Annotated in this window: 17 protein-coding genes; 5 read left to right on the top strand and 12 right to left on the bottom strand. The window is 54.5% G+C overall.

Annotation, left to right across the window (positions count from 1 at the left end):
* Position 1: 1 nt before the first annotated feature.
* The 4 genes from CSTAT_RS12910 to CSTAT_RS12895 form a co-directional block, all read right to left on the bottom strand.
* Positions 2-538, bottom strand: a complete 537-nt coding sequence (locus tag CSTAT_RS12910; RefSeq protein ID WP_075723731.1) for a YceI family protein — start codon at positions 536-538, stop codon at positions 2-4.
* Between the two features lie 315 nt (positions 539-853).
* Positions 854-4,339, bottom strand: coding sequence for a murein biosynthesis integral membrane protein MurJ (gene murJ / locus CSTAT_RS12905; protein ID WP_075723730.1), 3,486 nt, complete (start codon positions 4,337-4,339; stop codon positions 854-856).
* Positions 4,323-6,581 carry a hypothetical protein gene (locus CSTAT_RS12900; RefSeq protein WP_083640876.1) on the bottom strand — a complete coding sequence of 753 codons (2,259 nt, stop codon included), beginning with the start codon at positions 6,579-6,581 and terminating at the stop codon, positions 4,323-4,325. Before CSTAT_RS12900 ends, murJ begins: the two co-directional genes overlap by 17 nt.
* Complete coding sequence (locus CSTAT_RS12895; protein ID WP_066797192.1) at positions 6,581-7,165, bottom strand: NUDIX hydrolase; 585 nt, start codon at positions 7,163-7,165, stop codon at positions 6,581-6,583. Before CSTAT_RS12895 ends, CSTAT_RS12900 begins: the two co-directional genes overlap by 1 nt.
* Before the next feature lie 52 nt (positions 7,166-7,217).
* Between CSTAT_RS12895 and CSTAT_RS12890 the strand changes: the two genes are divergently transcribed.
* The 4 genes from CSTAT_RS12890 (at position 7,218) to CSTAT_RS12875 (ending at position 10,382) form a co-directional block, all read left to right on the top strand.
* Positions 7,218-8,630 (top strand): CCA tRNA nucleotidyltransferase, encoded by a 1,413-nt coding sequence (locus CSTAT_RS12890; protein ID WP_244892943.1) that lies wholly within the window; start codon positions 7,218-7,220, stop codon positions 8,628-8,630.
* Positions 8,630-9,226, top strand: coding sequence for a YqgE/AlgH family protein (locus tag CSTAT_RS12885; protein ID WP_066839453.1), 597 nt, complete (start codon positions 8,630-8,632; stop codon positions 9,224-9,226). Before CSTAT_RS12890 ends, CSTAT_RS12885 begins: the two co-directional genes overlap by 1 nt.
* 117 nt (positions 9,227-9,343) lie before the next feature.
* Entirely contained in the window at positions 9,344-10,057 is a 714-nt protein-coding gene (locus CSTAT_RS12880) for an AzlC family ABC transporter permease (protein WP_075723728.1), read from the top strand.
* Positions 10,050-10,382 carry a branched-chain amino acid transporter permease gene (locus CSTAT_RS12875; RefSeq protein WP_075723727.1) on the top strand — a complete coding sequence of 111 codons (333 nt, stop codon included), beginning with the start codon at positions 10,050-10,052 and terminating at the stop codon, positions 10,380-10,382. The genes CSTAT_RS12880 and CSTAT_RS12875 overlap by 8 nt, the downstream gene beginning before the upstream one ends.
* 78 nt (positions 10,383-10,460) lie before the next feature.
* Here CSTAT_RS12875 and CSTAT_RS12870 read toward each other — a convergent pair whose 3' ends face one another.
* From CSTAT_RS12870 to CSTAT_RS12835, 8 genes are all read right to left on the bottom strand, one after another.
* Complete coding sequence (locus CSTAT_RS12870) at positions 10,461-10,772, bottom strand: hypothetical protein (protein ID WP_075723726.1); 312 nt, start codon at positions 10,770-10,772, stop codon at positions 10,461-10,463.
* Between the two features lie 15 nt (positions 10,773-10,787).
* On the bottom strand, positions 10,788-11,759 hold the full coding sequence (locus tag CSTAT_RS12865) for a bile acid:sodium symporter family protein (RefSeq protein ID WP_075723725.1): 972 nt from the start codon (positions 11,757-11,759) through the stop codon (positions 10,788-10,790).
* A 109-nt stretch (positions 11,760-11,868) separates the two neighbouring features.
* The gene (locus CSTAT_RS12860; RefSeq protein ID WP_075723724.1) at positions 11,869-13,749 is read right to left on the bottom strand and encodes a heavy metal translocating P-type ATPase; all 1,881 of its coding nucleotides are present in this window, start codon (positions 13,747-13,749) and stop codon (positions 11,869-11,871) included.
* 219 nt (positions 13,750-13,968) lie between these two features.
* Positions 13,969-14,205 carry a heavy-metal-associated domain-containing protein gene (locus CSTAT_RS12855; protein ID WP_025388355.1) on the bottom strand — a complete coding sequence of 79 codons (237 nt, stop codon included), beginning with the start codon at positions 14,203-14,205 and terminating at the stop codon, positions 13,969-13,971.
* Between the two features lie 101 nt (positions 14,206-14,306).
* Positions 14,307-15,047 carry a Crp/Fnr family transcriptional regulator gene (locus CSTAT_RS12850; RefSeq protein ID WP_156845138.1) on the bottom strand — a complete coding sequence of 247 codons (741 nt, stop codon included), beginning with the start codon at positions 15,045-15,047 and terminating at the stop codon, positions 14,307-14,309.
* Between the two features lie 57 nt (positions 15,048-15,104).
* The gene (locus tag CSTAT_RS12845; RefSeq protein WP_075723723.1) at positions 15,105-15,701 is read right to left on the bottom strand and encodes a hypothetical protein; all 597 of its coding nucleotides are present in this window, start codon (positions 15,699-15,701) and stop codon (positions 15,105-15,107) included.
* Positions 15,702-16,405: 704 nt separating this feature from the next.
* Positions 16,406-17,443: a zinc-dependent alcohol dehydrogenase gene (locus CSTAT_RS12840; protein WP_075723722.1), complete on the bottom strand. Its 1,038-nt coding sequence runs from the start codon at positions 17,441-17,443 to the stop codon at positions 16,406-16,408.
* 244 nt (positions 17,444-17,687) lie between these two features.
* On the bottom strand, positions 17,688-18,158 hold the full coding sequence (locus tag CSTAT_RS12835; protein WP_075723945.1) for an SdpI family protein: 471 nt from the start codon (positions 18,156-18,158) through the stop codon (positions 17,688-17,690).
* 184 nt (positions 18,159-18,342) lie between these two features.
* Between CSTAT_RS12835 and CSTAT_RS12830 the strand changes: the two genes are divergently transcribed.
* Entirely contained in the window at positions 18,343-19,623 is a 1,281-nt protein-coding gene (locus CSTAT_RS12830) for a dicarboxylate/amino acid:cation symporter (protein ID WP_075723721.1), read from the top strand.
* Positions 19,624-19,709: the final 86 nt, after the last annotated feature.

The raw sequence follows: 19,709 nt of genomic DNA, 5'->3' as shown, positions 1-19,709 counted from the left end.
CTTAAGCGTTTTTGATTGCAGAACCCTCGATCTCGATGGTGACCTTTTCAGAAACCAGGACACCGCCGGTGTTCAGTGGAGCGTTAAAGCTCAGGCCGAACTCGGTGCGGTCAATCTTGGTGGAAGCCTCGAAGCCCACGCGGGTGTTGCCGAATGGGTCCTCAGCAATACCCTCGGTCTCTACATCCAGGGTGACAGACTTGGTGGTTTCACGGATGGTCAGGTCGCCGGTCAGGGTGCCGTTGCCGTTCTCATCGATGTTGAAGTCGGTTGCCTTGAAGATCATGTCTGGGAATTCTTCGGAGTTGAAGAAATCATCAGCGCGAACGTGGCCGTCACGGTCAGCGTTGCCGGTGTCCACGGAAGCGGTCTTAACTACAACCTCGATGTTGGAATCTGCTGGGGTGTCAGCGATTTCAATGGTGGCATCCCACTCGTTGAACTTGCCGCGAACCTTGGTAACCATTGCGTGGCGAGCTACGAAACCGATGATGGTGTGGGTTGGGTCCAAGGTGTAAGAACCGGTGAAGTTAGACATTGTGTACTCCTAAGTAGTCATTCAAGTGCGTTGCGATTCAAGCTTTAGCATCAACCTTTGTTGACGCAACAACAACTATTATGGCACCAGTTGCATGATACGTCAACCTTTAACTAAAAATATTTTGAAATTGCAGTTAGAAGCGGTAAAAATATTTTTCGCGCGTAGAAAACTGCAATAACAACCAATCAGAAACCATCGGCCTCCCCACGGTTTGGGAGGCCGCGCCACCAATCCTAATAGCAAATACTAAAGCCGGCATGAAGCAAGAGTTTTCTCTTAAGCTTCAAGCCGGCTGAAGGTGCAAAGCTGTGACTAGCTTTCTTCGCCTACTGCTTCTTCCGGGTTGTCAGTAGAACCAGCACCGGTGATAACTCCGGTCAGCTGTACTTCCGTCACGTTGATTTCATCATCGGAAGGAAGCTTGGTTACCCACACAATCACCGAGTCATAAGAGGTTGGATCCTCTTCTAGGTCGATGGCAGTACGACCACGCGAGAGCGTGCCCTCGCCCAGCTGCGTGAGCTCATCAGCGTTGAACTGCGACGCGGTGAAGTCAGCAGCGTTGGCGCCATAGATGGCAACTTCTGCTCCAGACGACCCCTGATGGGAGATCAAGACATCGCGCAGCTGTGCGGAGTTTTCTGAAGTAACCACGATTCCCAAACCAGTTTCATCGCCGGTCCAAGCGGTGTCACGGTCATCATCGACAGCCTCGCCGACGATACGCCCGGTCGGTACCTCAATGGCTGAGGCCATCGGTAGCATCACCGGCGGTGAGGTTGCCAACGTAGGTTCTGCCGATTCTTGGCTTTCCAGCGGGGCACTTGCCACTGGGTTGGCCTCTGAATCCTTGCCGATCAAAGAAGTGATCCAGGTGGTCAACGCGGCCATCAAGACCACGAAGAAGATCACTGCGGTACCAACAACAATTGCACCCACGCGCGTATAGCTGCGGGCACCAAAGCCAGCGGTTTCCTCCGGGATATCCTGTCGCGCCAGCGGCTCTTCTGGCATAGGTAGCGCCTCAACTGGCTCTTGCTCTTCTTGCTCATCAGTCTCTACTGGTGCGTAATCCCGCAATCCAGCGGCGATTTCTTCGAGGGAATGATCCGCGTCCTTATCGCCTAAGTCCACCAGAACCTGTGGGGTTGGGGTGGAGGCATCGACAAGCAAGCGAAGAGCAGAAGACAATGACTTGCGGTCGGTCTCTTCAGTCGCCTCATTAAGCACTGCCGGGAAAGCCAGCACCGCTACCCCATCGGTGGAAATACGGATGCGGGAACGGTTATCAATACCTACCGCAAGCCCTTCCTCGTGCGCGGTGGCGGAATCCTCCACCAGTGGCGCCAGCGCGCGAGCTACAGCGTGTGGATCCAAGCTGCCGGACTCAGCAACGGTTGCCAGATCAGAGCCCTCGACCCAGTCCGCTACAACCAAGCAACCTGAGCGGTAGCCCAAGATTTCCACGCCGGTTGGCATGGTGTCGAGGTTGAGCTCAGCAAGCTTGCGGGTATTGCGCGATACCAGCGCTGAACGGCGTGCTGCCTCTGCTGGAGGAGCTGGCGCCAGCGGTGCCTGCGAGGTGGTGTCAACGAATGTGAGCGCCACAGTGCGGCCCGTATCTTGCTCACGGGCTTGCCAGAAGCGTGCACCTGGAACGGAACCACAGTCACGCAGCAGGCGGAAGCGGCCATCAGAAACTGGCGCACCAGGGACCAAGCGTGGGCCGCGCACAATACCCGCGGACATTGGTGGTGGAACTGGCGAAGAGTTGAATGCATCCAGGCCGTAGATCGGCTGAATTTCAGCCATCTCGGGGGCTTCGACGTTAATGCCATCTTCGGTGCGCACGCGGATAAAGCGGCTGAGGCCTGGGATCCTCTGCAGCGCACGGCCAAGGTTGACGACCTCCGGCAAGCTCGAGCGGCCCAAGACCACACCGGTGGTGATCACAAAAATGACGCCGACAATAGCTAGCAGCAGCAAGAAGACCACGCTCGGAACAGAATCTGGCAGCAGCCAGTTCATCAGCCACATCAGCAGCGCAGAAGGCACTAAGCCGACCAGGGATGCGCCTACAGCCCAGTAGGTAGTGGACATGACTTCTGGGCCACCGAGGTTGCCCAGCTTGCGACGCAGCAAGAAAGCGCCGATGACGGCACCAGCAATGAAACCAAACCCGTTGGAAGCCGCGAGCAAAATAACCACGCGCTCAGGAGAGCCTGCCACCAGTGGTGAGAGCATGGTCAACACAACCTTGGTGAAGATGGTGCCGGCAATAATATAAGTCGGAATCCAGGCTTCTTCACGCGCGTAGAACACGCGCAGGTGCAAAAGCACCAAGGCATAAGGAATCAGCGTAAACGCCGAGAAGGATAGCGTGAGTCCCAAAAGCTCAGCGTCATCGGCGGAGAAATTGTTGTACTGGAACAGCCCGCGCGCAATCGGAACGCCAAAAGCAGTCATGAAAATGACGATTGGAATCAGCGCAATAAAGGTCAGTTTGGTGCCCAAAGTCAGGTCGCGAACGACGGCCTTGACGTCGCCTTCGGCAGCGTTGCGCGAGAGCCTTGGCATAATCGCCGTGAGCAAAGTGACGCCAATGATGCCGTATGGAACCTGCAAAAGCAGCCATGCTTGCTGGTAAGTAAACGGTGCTGCTTCATCAGCAAGCGCGCCGATACGGGAGGTGACAATGTAGCCGAATTGGGAAATTGCCACGTAGGCAACAATGGCAATCGCCATGTTTCCGAACTGCTTTAAGCGTGCATCCAGGCCCCACAAAGGCTTGATATTGATGCCGGCCTTTTTGATATAAGGCATCAAAATCGCGCACTGGATAATCACGCCTAAGGTGGTACCAGCAGCCAGCAGCAGGACGTGGGGATCTGTTACTGGGGAAGCTTCAGCGGCATTGAGCTGGCCGGGAACAAACTGATAAGCCAGCAAGACCGAGATAGAAATGACGTTATTGGCCACCGGCGCCCAGGCCGCGGGGCCAAAGATGTGCTTGGTGTTGAGCACTGCTTGGAACAGTGCAAACAGGCCATAGAAGAAGATCTGCGGGAGCAGCAGATAGGCAAAACTTGTTGCTTGCGTGGTGTTGACCTGGCCGGTTTCCGGCAGCATCATCTTCACCAGTTGAGGCGCGAAGACAATGGACAGCAAGGTGATAGCCCCCAGCAGCGTGACTGCCAGGGTGAATAGTCTTCGTACGAAGGCTTCGCCGTGGTCGGCGTCTTCCTTTTCCGCACGCACCAGCACTGGGACCACAAGCGAGGTCAACACGGCTCCGAGGACGATTTCCGTAATCAGGTTGGGCAGCTGGTTTGCTGTTGTAAACGCTGAAGCAATCGCCGCGCCTAACGATGAACCAATGAGCACGTTGCGGATAAAGCCCGTGATGCGTGACAGTAGCGTCGCTACCGCCATGGAGCCGGTCGCGCGCACGACGTCGCCGTCACTGGTTTGGGTCGCCTGCGCTGATTTCAGCGTTGACTTATCCTCTACCGCCGGCGGTACTGGCTCCGGTTTTTTCAGCTCCGGCACGGGAGCCGGTGGCGAAGGCGCAACGATGCGTTGGCGCAAGCCGACCGAGGAACCTTCAGCTTCTTCAGCGCCCCCTTCCGGCGAGGTTTCTTCGGAACCTCCGCCGTTGTTTAGCGCAGGAATATTCGCCGCGGCAACAGCAGTTGCGGCAGCGTCTTCCTCCGTGACAGAAGGGGCAGTAGCATTTGACGGAGAAACAGGTTGGTCCTGCTTCTCCGTCGAACTCAGAGATTTAGGTTTGTCGTCCACGTTTCTTCTTCCGACTAATTCTCACCACCACGGCAAGGACAAAGATCAAGGCACACGCTATGGCGGCGCCATAGATGTTTACGATACCGCCTCGAGTCTGCACAGCGATGTTGGCAGGCTCGGAGATTGTCGCACCGTCTTCAGTGGCAAGCCACATAGAAATATTTGTTCGCTCCTGCCGCTCAGGCATGGAAGCGGTTAATGACACCGTAATCGAACCTTTTGCCGGAATGACGATGTCTTCGGACGTGTTCAAACTAACGGCGTCAATGCTGTCATATTCCAACTTCGCACGTACTGGTAAAGGCAACGCATTTTCCGCTACGACCAGCAGCGGCGAAGAATCTGAGGTGCGCGTGTACACATTGCCCGGTGGGATCAAATTCACCGCATCGCGCAATGTGCGCAGCACCACGTTATCTTCCTGCAAACGGCGGTTCGCAGTGCTCACCGCGTCATCATGACTGTGCAAGGAATCGCGCTTGGTCATCGACAAGGCAGCAAGCAAATCGCGACGCAGCGGCAAGGTAAAGCCATAACGCGTCATCGCGATGGATTCGCTATTTTCCATCATCATGGTCAGCTCATCGGTATAACGAGCTTGCTGAGCGATGCGCTGGATTTCCGGATCAGTAAAAGCCGCTGGGTCAGACACCGCTTGTACCCCAGTGCTATCCATAGGCAGCCCCGGTTTTTGATCGGTGGTGCGCATTTCTACTGCAGTAAGCGGGCGTAGCTCGGGCAGCTTATCGACGGCATCGAGTACCGCTTCGGCTGTCGATGGCTCCAAGTAATTCGGCAACTTCACAATACTCGGAGCTTCATTGGTGTCTTCTTGGGCATCCTGCAAAAAGATTGCCGACGCTGCTGAGAGATCACGAGCATGCACAGAATCCGTGGTGAAGTCATAACGCAGCCACGGATCGGTATACGCGGTGGTTTGTGGTCTCGTGCCCGCTTGGGCCAGCAGCGCTGCTTGGTTGGCATCAAAAGTTGCTGCTTCGCCCTCCCAGCCGGTGTTATCGGCAACTAAGAAAGGCAATTCGGTCTTGGTTTCTGAATAACCTGATGCCAAAACGATCAGATCAGAGGCAACTTCTTTGCCCGTAATTGCGCGAATGGTTTCTTTACCGCGTTCGGTGGCTTCAACATTGAGCCAGTTGTTATTAACGCGCGCGACCGCATTCGGATCAGTATTCGCCCACGGCATCGCGATGAGACAATTCAACTGTGAAACACGCTCGACCCAGCGCTTGGCATCGGCAGCGCCGGTGCCGGGAACGCCTTCGTCATAGTCATCATTATCAAACCAGGAATCGCGCAGGCGTTTGCGCTCTTTAACAATCGGCGGATGCTTATCAGCCACGTTATAGCCATCACTCATGCGATCCACGGTGTCTAAAAGGGCCGGATCGATAGCGATGCAAGCGCCATCGCCTAACTTATGGTCCTCGTAGATATCAACGAGGCGATCCAAACGACCACCGTTGGCTAATTGCTCGGCCAGAGATTCATCGTTAAGCACCAGCGGGCTATCGCCGGTTTCTCCTGGCGCGATATTGGTCTGCGCCGTAATGGGATAGATCAGAGTCGAGGGTGCAAATGAATCATCCGCACCGGGAATCTGGCCATCGGCGTCGGTGACAGTGAGCAAGAAGCGGTCATCGGCAAGCGCAACTGGCTCCCCATCGAGTGTGCCTGTCAGCGACAACATGACGGGATAAACACCTGGGCTAGTAATCGCCAAGGTGGCTTCATCTTCCAAGCCGACAGCGATATCAATATCTTCAGTGGCACTATCCCCCGGTGCCATAGCCGCTGGGAATACCGTGGAGCCATAATAGGGAAAATCCCCGTGCGCAAGCTGTTGCTGCGCAGATTCGGCATCTGTGACCTGCGGGCCGCGACGAGCCGTAACCTGGAGGTTTTCCAGCGTGCCCATAGTGTCGTTGGAAATTTCCATCCCGACGTTGAAGCGCTCATCTAACTCCACGCTGCCCGGATTCGTGGTGAGCTCAAAGCCCACGCGATCATCGCGGCGGGTCGAAAGGCTCTCCCAGCCTGGGTGTTGAACGGCTACGTCACTATCTTCTTGGACATATTCCTGAGCATCTGCACTAGGCGCGGGAGCGATTAGCGCACCGCCAAGTGCCAAAGGCATGGTTAAAGCCGCGGCAGCGGAAATGCCCGCTGCGCGCTTTATGGGAAGACGCCACAAAAAGTGCCTTGACCTCACCGTCATCACCGCGGGGTTGCCCTTCCTGCTGCGGCTTCCTTTCGTGCGAGATCCGGGAGCTGATCATGTGCCAAGCGCGCGAGCTTGCGTTCATCGGCATAGGCCAAATGCTCAATCAACGTGGCCACTGGAACCCAGGCCACCTCGGTGACCTCAGGATCTTCGTCATTTAAGATGCCATCGACAAAGCGCAAGAGGAAGTGGTGCACCGTTTTGTGAATGCGCACGCCATCGGAGACGAACCAATAATCAATGACGCCCAATTCGGAGATTACCTCTCCATGGATGCCAGTTTCTTCCCACACCTCGCGCTGCGCGGTGAGGTCTTTGGGCTCTCCATCTTCGACATGGCCCTTCGGCATGGACCACAACAGGCGGCCGCGGCGATCAAGCCTGCCGATCAGCGCGACGTAAATGCGGGTGAGATCTACTTCCCCGTCTTCACCGACTGCCTCAGCTAATCCGGACACCACTAAGCCACCCGCTGAGGTTTCATCGCGGGTTACCATTTTATTTGTCGAGCGCGTCTGGCGTTGCGGCCGTTGCGCTGGGCGGCGTTTGCGCCGCTTCCGGTTAGCGTGGTTAGTCATCCCTGCTTATCGTAGTAGACTCCAAGGCGTGGATTTACAGGACACTCAGCTAATGGGGCTTCTCGCCCGTGCAGACTCGACCATTGCAGGCTTAAGTGATCTTTTATCCGGCTTGATATCCGAATTTTCGCGCCGCGGACACTCCCTCTATTTAGTAGGTGGCTCCGTTCGTGATGCTTTGTTGGGCCGTTTGGGCAATGACCTGGATTTCACCACTGATGCTCGGCCCGAGGTTGTTCATGAGATCTTGGACGGCTGGGCGGAGACAACGTGGGATACTGGCATTGAGTTTGGCACGGTCTCTGCGGTGTACAAGGGCCAGCAGATTGAAATCACTACCTTCCGCGCTGATCTTTATGACGGGGATAGCCGTAACCCGGAGGTCACGTTTGGCAACACGCTTGACGATGACTTGATTCGCCGTGACTTTAAAGTCAACGCCATGGCAATCGAGCTCCGTGCCGATGGCACCCGGGAATTCTTTGACCCGATGGCAGGTCTCAAGGACTTGCAGGCTGGGATCATGGACACTCCGGCTGCCCCGGAGCTTTCTTTCCGCGATGACCCGCTGCGGATGCTGCGTGCCGCGCGCTTTGTTTCCCAGTTGGAATTTGGGGTGAGCGACCGCGTGCGTCAAGCCATGGCCGACATGGCTGAGGAAATCCGCCGCATCACTGTTGAACGCATCCAGGTAGAGATGGACAAGATGATCCTCGGTGCAGCTCCGTGGGATGGCATTGACCTGCTCGTGGAGACAGGCCTGGCGCAGATCATCTTCCCCGAAATTCCTGCGATGGCCATGGAACCGGATGAGCACGCGCAGCATAAGGATGTCTATGCGCACTCGCTCACGGTTCTTCGCCAAGCGATGGAACAAGAAGAAGACGGCCCCGATCTGGTATTGCGGTGGGCCGCGCTGCTGCATGACATCGGCAAGCCTGATACCCGGGATGTCACTGACGGCAAGGTTAGTTTCCACCAGCATGAGATTGTCGGTGCGAAATTAGCTCGCCGGCGCATGCGTCAGCTGAAGTACCCAAAAGCTACTATTTCGGCGATCTCCGAGCTAGTGCGCTTGCACATGCGTTTCCATGGCTTTGGTGAAGGTCAGTGGACGGATTCTGCGGTACGTCGCTACGTCAACGATGCCGGTGAATTGCTCCCGCGGCTCCACAAGCTAGTGCGCGCGGACTGCACCACGCGCAACGAACGTAAGGCGCGGCGCCTGCAACGCACCTATGATCATTTAGTAGAGCGCATTGCGGAGATTCAAGAAAAAGAAGGCATCGCTGCAGTCCGTCCAGATTTGGATGGCAATGAGATCATGGAAATTCTAGATCTCAAGCCTGGCCCCGAAGTTGGTCAAGCGTGGGCCTTTATGAAAGATTTGCGGCTCGAGGTCGGCCCGCTGTCGCGGGACGAAGCTATTGCGGAGTTGCTGAAATGGTGGGAGTCTAAGAAATGATGTACGCCGATAGATTATTCAACGCCTTAGAGCGCAACGAGCCAGGCCCTGGCCAACTGCTGGTGTCTGCGCCCGGCACGATGTCCCCGCACTTTAACCGCACCGTTTTGCTCGTCATTGAGCACACCGATTCTATGAGTTTCGGCGTGGACCTGACTTCCCGCAGCGAGGTCGCGGTATTTAACGTGCTTCCGGACTGGCTTCCGGTCATCGCTAAGCCACAAGCTCTTTATATCGGTGGTCCGCTCAACCAGCAATCCGTAGTCGGATTGGCCATGACCAAGACGGGCGTGAATATCGATGCCCAACCGCATCTCAACCGCCTTGCGCCTCGCCTTGCGCACGTGGATATGCGCACCGATCCGGAAGAGCTCGCCAACTACGTCGACGGTGTGCGCCTTTTTGCAGGCTACGCCGAATGGGGTCCGGGACAGCTTAATGATGAGATTGAGCGCGGCGACTGGTTTGTCACCCCTGCCCTGCCACAAGACGTAATTACGCCGGGTTCGGCGGACCTGTGGGGCGATGTCATGCGCCGCCAAGACATGCCGCTTCCGCTCTATGCCACCTTCCCGGAAGATCTCGAGGCCAACTAGCCCTCAACGCCCGCCCTTTCCTGCTGGAAAACGGCACGTCAGCGCACGGAATCCCGAGGTGGATTCTGCGGTGAATTCCGGTGCGCTGAATTAGTTTTGCACTGATAAGGTATCTGCATGCACGTTGAGGAGATAAAGAAGGGGATCAAGGATTCCTGGGCGGTAGGCATCGGACTAATTCCCTTAGGATTAGCGTTTGGACTCTTGATGGTTCAAACGGGCTTTGCCTGGTGGTGGACGCCTATATTTTCCATCGTCGTCTACGCTGGTTCGATGGAATTTTTGGCCATTCCCATGGTCTTAAACAACACCAGCGTTGCCGCATCTATCATTACCGGCTTCATGGTGAATTTCCGGCACATGTTCTATGGGCTGACCTTTCCCCGCCATCGTATTAATTCAGGTCCGGGGAAGGTTTACTCCACTTACGCGCTTACCGATGAGTCCTATGCAATCGTCTCGGCCATGCCGAGGGATCTGCAACTTACAGGACCGCGCATCTTAAGTATTCAAATTCTGTGCCAACTCGCGTGGGTCGGTGGCGGGATTATCGGCGCACTCGCCGGCCAAATCATTCCACCCAACTTAGAAGGACTGGAGTTTGCTCTGGTTGCTCTATTCGTCGTGTTAATGATGGATTCGTTTAAGAATAACCAGGATTACTCCCTCCCGCTTACCGCAGGAGTCTTTGGGATTATCGCAGCGGTGATCTTTCCTAACCAGATCCTGATGGTGGCACTGACGGCCTACCTCGCGGTACTGCTGCTGCGCTTCTACTCGCCACAGATCGATGAAAAAATGGAATGGCGAAGGGGGGCGAAGGATGCCTAATGGTGTTGATTTAGGGATGATCCTCGCGGTCATCATCCCTCTGTTTATCGTGACGGTCGCCCTGCGCGCTCTTCCCTTTAGCTTGCTGCGTTATCTCAAAAACAGTGAGTTTATGACCGTCTTGGGTCGCACCATGCCCGTGGGAGTAATGACGGTACTGGTGGTTTACACTTGGTACGGGCAGCGTGAGTCTCCCGGTGGTTTCGTGGCGGTGGCCATCGCAGTGGCTGCTACTTATCTGTTGCACAAGTGGCGCCGCGATGTTGGTTTATCCATTTTGGGCGGAACTATTACCTATATGTTGTTGGTCAACCTGGTCTTCTAAATAATGCCTCTGCAAAGTTTCACGTGAAACCTTGCAGAGGCATTCTGTTGCTTTGAGGGCGACGCTTTCGTGTCGTGCTTACAGGCGTGGGAAAAGCGCCTGGGCTTCCGACCACAAACCTTCGAATTCCTGCGAATCGATGTACGTCGCTTCAATATCCGGGAATTGGTCATAGGTTTCCGGGTGTGGAACCTGCTTGGTGGGCATATCAATGTTGCCTTCACGTGCATCGCCAGCTGCTGCGCCCACGATGGAATTATTGGGGTCTAAAGCAATCAAGCGCAACATCTCGCACACTTGGCTATTGAGCTCCTTGAGCTCGGCGATGTGGATGGCCATGCCTGCGCCGGGAACAGACAAGGTGGTGCGTACGTAGTGAATGGTGTCCATGGTCTGACAGTCTATCTAAGTCACTGGCTCGGTTTCTTCCTTGCCATAGTGCGCGGCAAGCCATGAGCAGATCATCAACTGAATTTGGTGGTAAATCATCAGTGGCAAAATCAGCAGACCTAGTGTGGCGCCCGAGCCAAACATGACCGATGCCATGGGCAAGCCCGTTGCTAGAGACTTCTTGGAACCACAAAACTCCGCCGCGATGGTATCGCCCCGATTAAAACCTAAGCGCTTGCTGATTACGCGGGTAAGAAAGAGCATGAAGCAGACCAGCACGGCGGAGAAGACAACGAGGAAGATAACTTCTCCGACAGAGATTTTCCCCCACACTCCGGAGACCATGCCCGAGGAAAAAGCTGAGTAGACGACCATGGCAATGGAGCCGCGGTCGACTACTTTGGTGGCTTTATTCGCTGCGAAATTCTTCACCCACGGGCGCACGATCTGGCCAAAGATAAACGGTGCGAGAAGTTGAAGCGCAATCTCGCCGAAGACCGAGGCGTCGATGTGGATTCCGCCAGTGGAATTCATCAAGAGCATCACTAGGACTGGGGTGGCGATAACGCCGACGAGGTTAGATGCAGATGCGGCCACGATTGCTCCGGCCACATTGCCGCGACCGATGGAGGTAAATGCCACCGAAGACTGCACGGTTGAGGGAACCAGGGTGAGGAATAAAATACCGAGGTACATCTCATCGGTAATAAATAACGTCAGTGGCCGCAGGGCTAGCCCGACGATGGGAAAGAGCACGAAAGTAAACATCAAGATGGTCAGATGCAGCTTCCAGTGCTTTAGGCCATTGAGCGCTTCTTGCGTGGATAATCGTGCGCCATACAGAAAGAACAACACCGCGATCGCGATACTGACCAGTGTTGAAAACACTTCGGCGAACTGCCCTCGGGCCGGGAAGATAATGGCGATGATGACCGCCGAGATAATCAAAACAATAAGTGGGTCGACCTTTTTCAAGCGCTCAAGCATGAGTGTTAGCTTACGCAGTGCACTCGCTTTGGGCGAGAATTAAGGACAAGGGGCAAGACATTTGCCCCTTGTCCAGTCTGTTTATCGTTCACAGAACCTACGGTGATGTCTAGGCTGCAGCGACTTCTTGTGTTTCACGTGGAACTGGACTCTCGCTCGTCACTTCTGGCTTCAGCACTGGGCGCAGAAGCAGCATCGCGATGCCAATGACGAGGAGGACACTAGCCTCGTGGACCAACATGCCAATGGACATGGTCACGCCACCCAGGAGCACGCCTGCTAGCAGAACTGCGACGGTTGCCAGTGCGATGACGATGTTGAGCGTCATGGTTCGGACGGTGCGTTGAGCCAGGTGTAGCGCATAGGGCAAGCGTGGTAGCTTATCTGCCATCAGCGCGATATCCGCGGTTTCAATAGCGGCGGGTGAGCCTGCCGCGCCCATGGCGACACCGATGTCTGCTTGGGCCAGGGCTGGCGTGTCATTGACGCCATCACCGACCATGGCCACGACGTGGCCGCGGCTTTGTAGTTCCTTGACCAAGTCCAGCTTGTCTTCCGGCATCATCTCGGCGTGGACTTCATCCACACCTAATTCGCGGGCAACGTTTTCGGCAACACGCTGGGCGTCACCAGTTGCCATGACAACCTTGATGCCATTGTCATGTAAGGACTTCACGGCGGCAGGTGCATCACTGCGGATGGTATCGGCAACTGCGACCAAGCCAATGGCACGGCCATCGACGCCGACGTACATGGCGGTCTTGCCCTGAGCATTTAACTCCAGGACGCGATCCTCGTTAGGGGTTTTATCGAGAAGCTCTGCGGAGCCAACTGCGACTGCGTGTCCATCAACTTCAGCCCTAATCCCCTTACCCATCACTGGTTGTGCGCTTTCTACGAGCTCCACCTCTAGACCGCGGGTCTTGGCTCCGCGGATGATGGCATCGGCAAGCGGGTGCTCGGAGGCGGTTTCCGCGCGCGCAGCAAGCTGCAGAACCTCGTTGGCGGTATAAGCAGGGTCGAGTACTTCGACGTCAGTAAGTTCTGGTTGTCCATTGGTTAAGGTGCCAGTCTTATCGACGACAACGGCGTCCACCTTCGCGGAGGCCTCCAGGTATTCCCCACCCTTGATAAGTACGCCATCTTTCGCCGAGCGACCAATGCCGGCGACGATGGAGACTGGAATGGAGATAACCAGAGCGCCTGGACATGCGATAACCAGCAAGGTCAGTGCCAGTTCTACGTTTTGGGTGATGAGGCCGACCGCTAACGCCGCGATCATGACACCCGGGGTGTACCACTTGGAAAAGCGCTCTAAAAATGTCTGCGTCTTTGCTTTATCGTCCTGCGCGTCTTCGACGCGGTGGATGATTTTCGCCAAGGTGGATTCTGATCCCACCGCTGTGGCCTCGACGCGGAGTACGCCACTGCGTAGCCAGGTTCCCGCGAAGACTTCCGCGCCCTCAGATTTTTCTGCTGGAACGGACTCGCCGGTAATGCTGGCTTCGTCCACTCCCGCGAATCCGGATATCACCCGGCCGTCCACAGGGATTTGTTCGCCATTGCGAACCAGAACCTTTTCCCCGGGCATCAGCTCCCAAACTTCCACCGTCTCGGTAGAGCCATCGTCGTGCAGTTTCGTTGCCGTCTCCGGCGCGGAATCTACCAAGTCGCTCAAGGCCTTGCGGGTGCGATTCATCGTGGCCTTTTCCAAAGTCTTACCCAAGGCGAAGAGGAATGTGACGGCTGCGGATTCCCAATAGTTGTTGATAAACAGTGCGCCGATGGCGGCGACGACAACCAAGAGATCGATCGAGACCATCTTAATCCGTAGTGCCTGGATCGCGGAGATAGCGATATTCCAACCTGCTACAACTGCAGCAGCAATCACCAGAGCATCTGCGATGAGTGATTCTGCGGGGCTTAACCAGGACAGCGCAACCAGCAGCGCTGATACGCCAACCACTCCCCACGTCTTCCACGTTTTCATTGTTCTCAAGTTCCTTCCCTCACTGGTGTTGTGATGTCACCTTTAACGTTATGGCGAAGGCAGTTGGGGTTCCTTGATCCAGATCAATGTTCGCGATACTGCTTTTCGTTGGTATGCGCACCGCAAATACAAAAAGCCTGTTCCTGATGATGGTCAGGAACAGGCTGTGCAATGAGCGGTCAGTAATTGCGGTTTCTCCGCTTACTGCCCGGTGGTTGCTTAGATAGCGGATGGCTTAGCCGTGTATCCGACTTCCGCCACGGCGTCGACGAGGTCGCGGACACTCGCCTTTTCGGGGTCGTGTTCCACAAGGATGCGGCCCGAGGAGAACTTCACCTCTGCAGACTCCACACCATCGAGGCTGCGTAGCTTATTCTCGATTTTCGCGATGCAGCTTGGGCAGGTGAATTCATCAGAGCGCAGGGTGGTCTTCTTCAATGCGGTTGGGGTGGTCATGGCTTCTCAGCTTCCTTTCACTTCTCTTCGTGCTTGCAATTACTACGTTAGGACGAAGTAAGGAAAGGTTCTTTGACGCAGATCAAAGAGCGTAGAACTTGTTATTCACCATCGACAATGCGCTCTAATGCTTGGGCATCGATGATGGACACCCACTCCCGTCCAGAGTCGATGAGTCCATCTTTTTTCATTTGCGACATGGCCCGCGAGGTGGACTCGAGCGTTGTCCCAGCCATCCCGGCGATATCGTCGCGTCGAAGGCGTACTTGCAGCAAGCTGTTGCCGTCTGGGCGCAAGTCCCCCAATTTGGCATCGAGCCTAAGCAGAACGGTAGCTACGCGCTGCACAACGGTCTTGGCGCTTTGATTGACATCTCTATCTCGTGCTTGCGCCAATCGCGTGTGTTGCATTTGCACAATTGCTACTGCCAAAGCCGGGTGTCTAGCGATGACTTCTGCGAGACGGTCCGCAGGTAGGTACAACGCACAGGTGGTTTCCATTGCCCAGGCTGAATCCACCGCATACGAAGGATTCGTCTCTAGCGGTCCAATGATATCTCCTGGCGAGGCAATGTCGACGGTGATCTCACGGCCATCGATAGTATCGCGCACTACCCGTACTCGACCTGCCACAACGAGATAAGAACCCGATACCTTCTGCCCTGCCAGCATGAGCGGATCACCCTCCGACCACGCCCACGACGTGACGAAGGAATCCAGATCTAGATGTTCTTCGGGCTTGAGTTCACGTGTAAGCGGTGAACGCGCCATGGCATCCAGACGGACATCTAAAGAACAAGAATGCGGACGCGCACAATTGGGACGGACAGGGTTAGCGGACATGATTTCATTTTACCTGGTCTCCAGGAGTATTTTCCGCTGTAGGCTAGTCGACGCGGTTTAGCTTTCGATGAGCTCTACGCTGAGATCGCGGGATGGGATTCCATCGTCTTCCCCGCGGTCATGCTCTAGCTCAACATTTCCGAGAACGGTTTCCTCATCTTCCCCGGCCTCGATGCCCCAAGTCTGGATTTCATCCCACGATGCCCCACCGAAGTCATACTCTCCGAATGCAGTTCCAACATCGGTCAGGATGGTTTCAAAGTGCTGATCAAGATCGTCATTGCCCTGGACTTCAACGTCTACGGAATCATCATCGATATCGACGTCGTAGATGATGGCGCCTTCGGTCTTGGTGCAGTCATCATCGTCATCGCACTGGTACCCCATGCCTTCTAGTTCACTCTTGAGAGCGGCTTCATCGAATCGACCGGAGCTCGATGCGGCGGTGTTCGTTGTTTCAGAGCTGGATTCTTCGGCGCTGGTGGTCTCAGAGGTTTCCTCTGAGGTCTCCTCCGTGGTTTCCGGAGACTCCTGGGTGGCGGTTTGGGTCATGGCGCCATTGTCCGCGCTGTCGTCATTAGACGCTTCCGTAGAACAGGAAGCTAACGCAAGGGCGGAAACGGCGAGTGCGGTAATAGCTACGGACTTATTCATGTCTCCATCATCCCTTACTCAGCGGTAGATATCTTCCTTATTGGCTACTTGGGCAGGAGATTGGCAGAAACCTTTATATTGTTACGCAGTTAACTCTTTGGCTCGCTATCCCCGCTGCTCTAAGCTGTGGAGGCTGGGGCTGTTGTTGTTAAAGTCTTCTCGTGTAAAATAACAACGTAGTAATCCAGCGCCCGTCGGGAGCGCAGTCGCACGTTGCGTGCATTCCACAGAGAATTTCTATTCAGCGTCTCCCAGGATCATCTATACGTGTTCTTTAGGATAGGGCACCTGCACCTTGGGCAAATGCGAGTATAGAACATATCAATGGTTGAGCAATCCCATTAAAGACAACCTTAAAGATCGGTTCGCCAACGAATTCGCGCATTCTCCCCTATCGCAGACAGTTTGGTCGTAATATGAGTTATTCAATCATTGCTAAGATCTATAGTTAACGTTTTGGAATAGGTAAATTTTCTCGGCTTGAAAAGCGGTGGTAGTCCGTACTTAATAGCGTCACAGTGACGCTATTAGAGCGGGTTAGTACCTCAGTCCTGTTCGCGTGAAAATCAATTTTTCCTGTTGTGAAAGTCTACCGGCTGAGGAATTCGATGCGCTCATACAACAGTGAGATGCCACGCCCGTACTTGGTGTACGCAGCGTGGCATCTTCTTTGGGACCAATATTGGGATGGCTGTCAGTCAGTGTTAGTACCGGATCGCTACCCGACCGTCGATCTGGCCGTTACGCATTCGCTCAAAGACATCGTTGACATCATCAAGTGAGCATTCAGTAACGGTAGGTTTAATTAAACCGCGAGCAAAGAAGTCCAACGCCTCCGTCATATCTTGTCGAGTGCCTACCAGGGATCCGCGGATAGTTAATCCTCGGAACACGATGTCGAATACAGATGCAGGAAATTCTCCAGGTGGCAGGCCGTTGAAGACGATTGTGCCGCCGCTGCGTGCCATGTCCAGCGCTTGCCCAAATGCTGCTTCGTGGACTGCTGTAACCAATACGCCATGGGATCCGCCTTCGGTGTATTTCTGCACAGCTGAGCCAGGATCTTCGTCACCCGCGTTGACGGTATATTCAGCACCGAGTCTAGATGCTAGGTCTAGCTTTTCGGTTGCAATATCTACTGCGATAACACGTAGACCCATCGCTACGGCGTATTGCACAGCAATATGCCCTAAGCCGCCAATGCCGGAAATTACCATAAATTGACCTGGGCGTGCCTCGGACTGCTTGAGGGCTTTATAGACGGTCACCCCAGCGCATAGGATGGGAGCTGCTTCTAGGTAGTCGACTCCCTCTGGGATGCGGGCAGCATAGCGCGTGTCGACCAGCATGTGCTCGCCAAAGGAGCCGTTCTGGGTATAGCCTCCATATTCGGCATCGGGACAATGGGTCTCTCGACCTGTAATGCAGAATTCACAAGTGCCACGAGCGGACCATGACCAAGCGTTGCCGACGATGTCTCCAACATTGACGTCATGCTCCCCAGGGCCCAGTTCGACTACTTCCCCGACACCTTCATGTCCAGGTACAAATGGTGGTTCAGGTTTTACCGGCCAGTCGCCCTCAAGCGCGTGGAGATCCGTATGGAAAATTCCAGAGGTAAGCACCTTAACCAGTGCTTGATTGGGGCCAGGTTGTGGGAGGCCAATCTCTTTGACTGTGACTTCCTGGCCAAATTTTTCAACAACAGCAGCATTAAAAGTTTGGGATTCAGCGGCAGACATCGAGCCACTCCTATCTGACTTTCGGCCTCTTCTTGGTGAAGTTGTGGTTGTCGCGAATTTGATACCCTGGCTGTCGAGGTATCACGCCAACTATAACGCAAATGTTATCTGCGTCACTGCGGATTTGAGATTGTATGTGTGTCCTTGTCATTAGTGTGTACACGAAGTGTTGTGATTCCGAGATCGGGATCAAAAAATCCCGATACAAAGTACCGGGATAATTTTTCGAATGTGTTGGGGCGTATTAGACGCCTTCTACATTTTTGACCGCGTTGCGGAGTGCATCCATATCAACTTGTGGAGCTTCTGTAGAAGAACCGCATCCGCCGGAGCCACAGCTGCAGCCACCTTCGGAGTTGCAGCCGCCGTTCTCCTCTTGATCTTTAAGCGTGTACAGGTGGGCTGCCCGCGCGCCAAGGTTAGAACCGACCGAGATTGCAACAATTGCGATGAGAACGGTGGCGACGGGGATCAGCCACATCCAGCCCGAGGCTCGGAATGCAACGAGTGCGCCAAAGAGGAAAGAGACGCCAGCGAGGATCCAGACTGGGCCAGCCACGACGTGCGAGCCGTCCCAGGCTTCTTTGGACTTGCGTACATCTGGGATACGCAATCCAAAATACTTGTTTCCCGGTAGTCGGCGGGCGGTAGCTAAACCGCCAAAAACCAGCCAATACACGGCGAAAATCAACATGATAATACCAACATCGACCATGACGGTCATTGTAATCCCGGCTCGGCGAAAATACCCAAACAGTAACTGTCGGAAAGGTTCCGGCGTGGGCTAAAGTTAGTGCCGTGTCGCTTGACAGGTAATACAGCCTGTTAGCGGCGAGCCCCTGTCGAATAGTTGTGAGTAGGTAGATCCCCGCCGCAGCACGTTTAAAGAATTGAAAACAATGTCTAAGTCAAAAGTGACAGACTCACTGTTGTTCAAGATCGTCATCGCGATTGTTCTTGGCATTATTGTAAGTCTTTTTGCCCCAGAATGGCTAGGGCGCATTTTCGCGACATTCAATGGGCTGTTCAGCAACTTCCTGAACTTCTTCATTCCGGTCTTGATTTTTGCGCTCATCTCGCCAGCGATTGCTGGTCTAGGAAAAGGTGCCGGAAAGTGGTTGGGATATACCACTGCTATTGCTTATGGTTCGACCATTATTGCCGGCGCTATTGCGCTCATTACCGCAAAGCTGCTCTATCCACTATTGCTTGGTAACCAGTCGCTCGGATTGGATGTATCCGACATCGATGAAGGCTCGTTGACACCTTACTTCGAAGTCGAAATGCCTGCACCTTTTGAGGTTATGACGGCCTTGCTGCTGGCTTTCTGTGTCGGCGTTGCAATGACTGCAGTCAAAGCAGAGACCATTTACAACGCTTCGCGCGAGCTGGAAGCTATTGTCATCAAAGTAATCTGGGGATTTGTCATCCCACTATTGCCAATCTATATCTTTGGTATGTTCCTCGGCCTGGGTATGAATGGCAACCTGCTCGATGTGCTTTCTGCCTTTGCGAAGGTGTTAATCCTGTCAGTCGTCATGACCATTGCGTACCTGATCTTGCAGTACGTTGTGGCAGGCGCAATTGCCAAGCGCAACCCATTTAAAGCATTGCGCATCATGTTGCCTGCGTACTTTACCGCGTTGGGTACTTCTTCATCTGCAGCTACCATTCCAGTTACTCACAGGGCCGCACTGAACAACGGAATTTCCAAGCCGATTGCCGGTTTTGTTATTCCTCTGTGCGCGACCATTCACCTATCGGGCTCGATGATCAAGCTGACGTTGTATGGCTTTGCAGTCGTCTACCTGGCTGGACTGAACGTTAGCCTGACGACGGCAGCAGGATTCATTCTGCTGCTGGGCGTAATGATGATTGCCGCACCGGGTGTTCCAGGTGGCGCAGTCATGGTGGCAGTTGGTCTGATGCAAAGCATGATGGGCTTCGATGATTCCATGGTCGCTTTGATGATTGCCGCCTACATCGCGGTCGACTCCTTCGGCACCGCAGCGAATGTAACCGGTGACGGTGCAATCGCCATGATCGTTGACCGCTTTGCTAAGAATAAGATGGTCGATGCTGATGACCCAGATAACTTCCTGGGTGGAGAGGGCTACGAGGCTGAGTTTATTGAAGGCGTTGATGCTGAAACTGGCTCTGGAAAGCACGCGGAAAAGTAGCTCTTTAGGGTACAGGTCTGATCGAAAATCGGCATAACAAAAGCCTGGTTCCTTCCTCTTGAAAGAGGTAAGAAGGAACCAGGCTT

This window comes from Corynebacterium stationis, assembly GCF_001941345.1.
Lineage (GTDB): Bacteria > Actinomycetota > Actinomycetes > Mycobacteriales > Mycobacteriaceae > Corynebacterium > Corynebacterium stationis.
The sequence above is the reverse complement of the archived record's forward strand: the minus strand, read 5'-3'. Positions and strand labels throughout refer to the sequence as shown.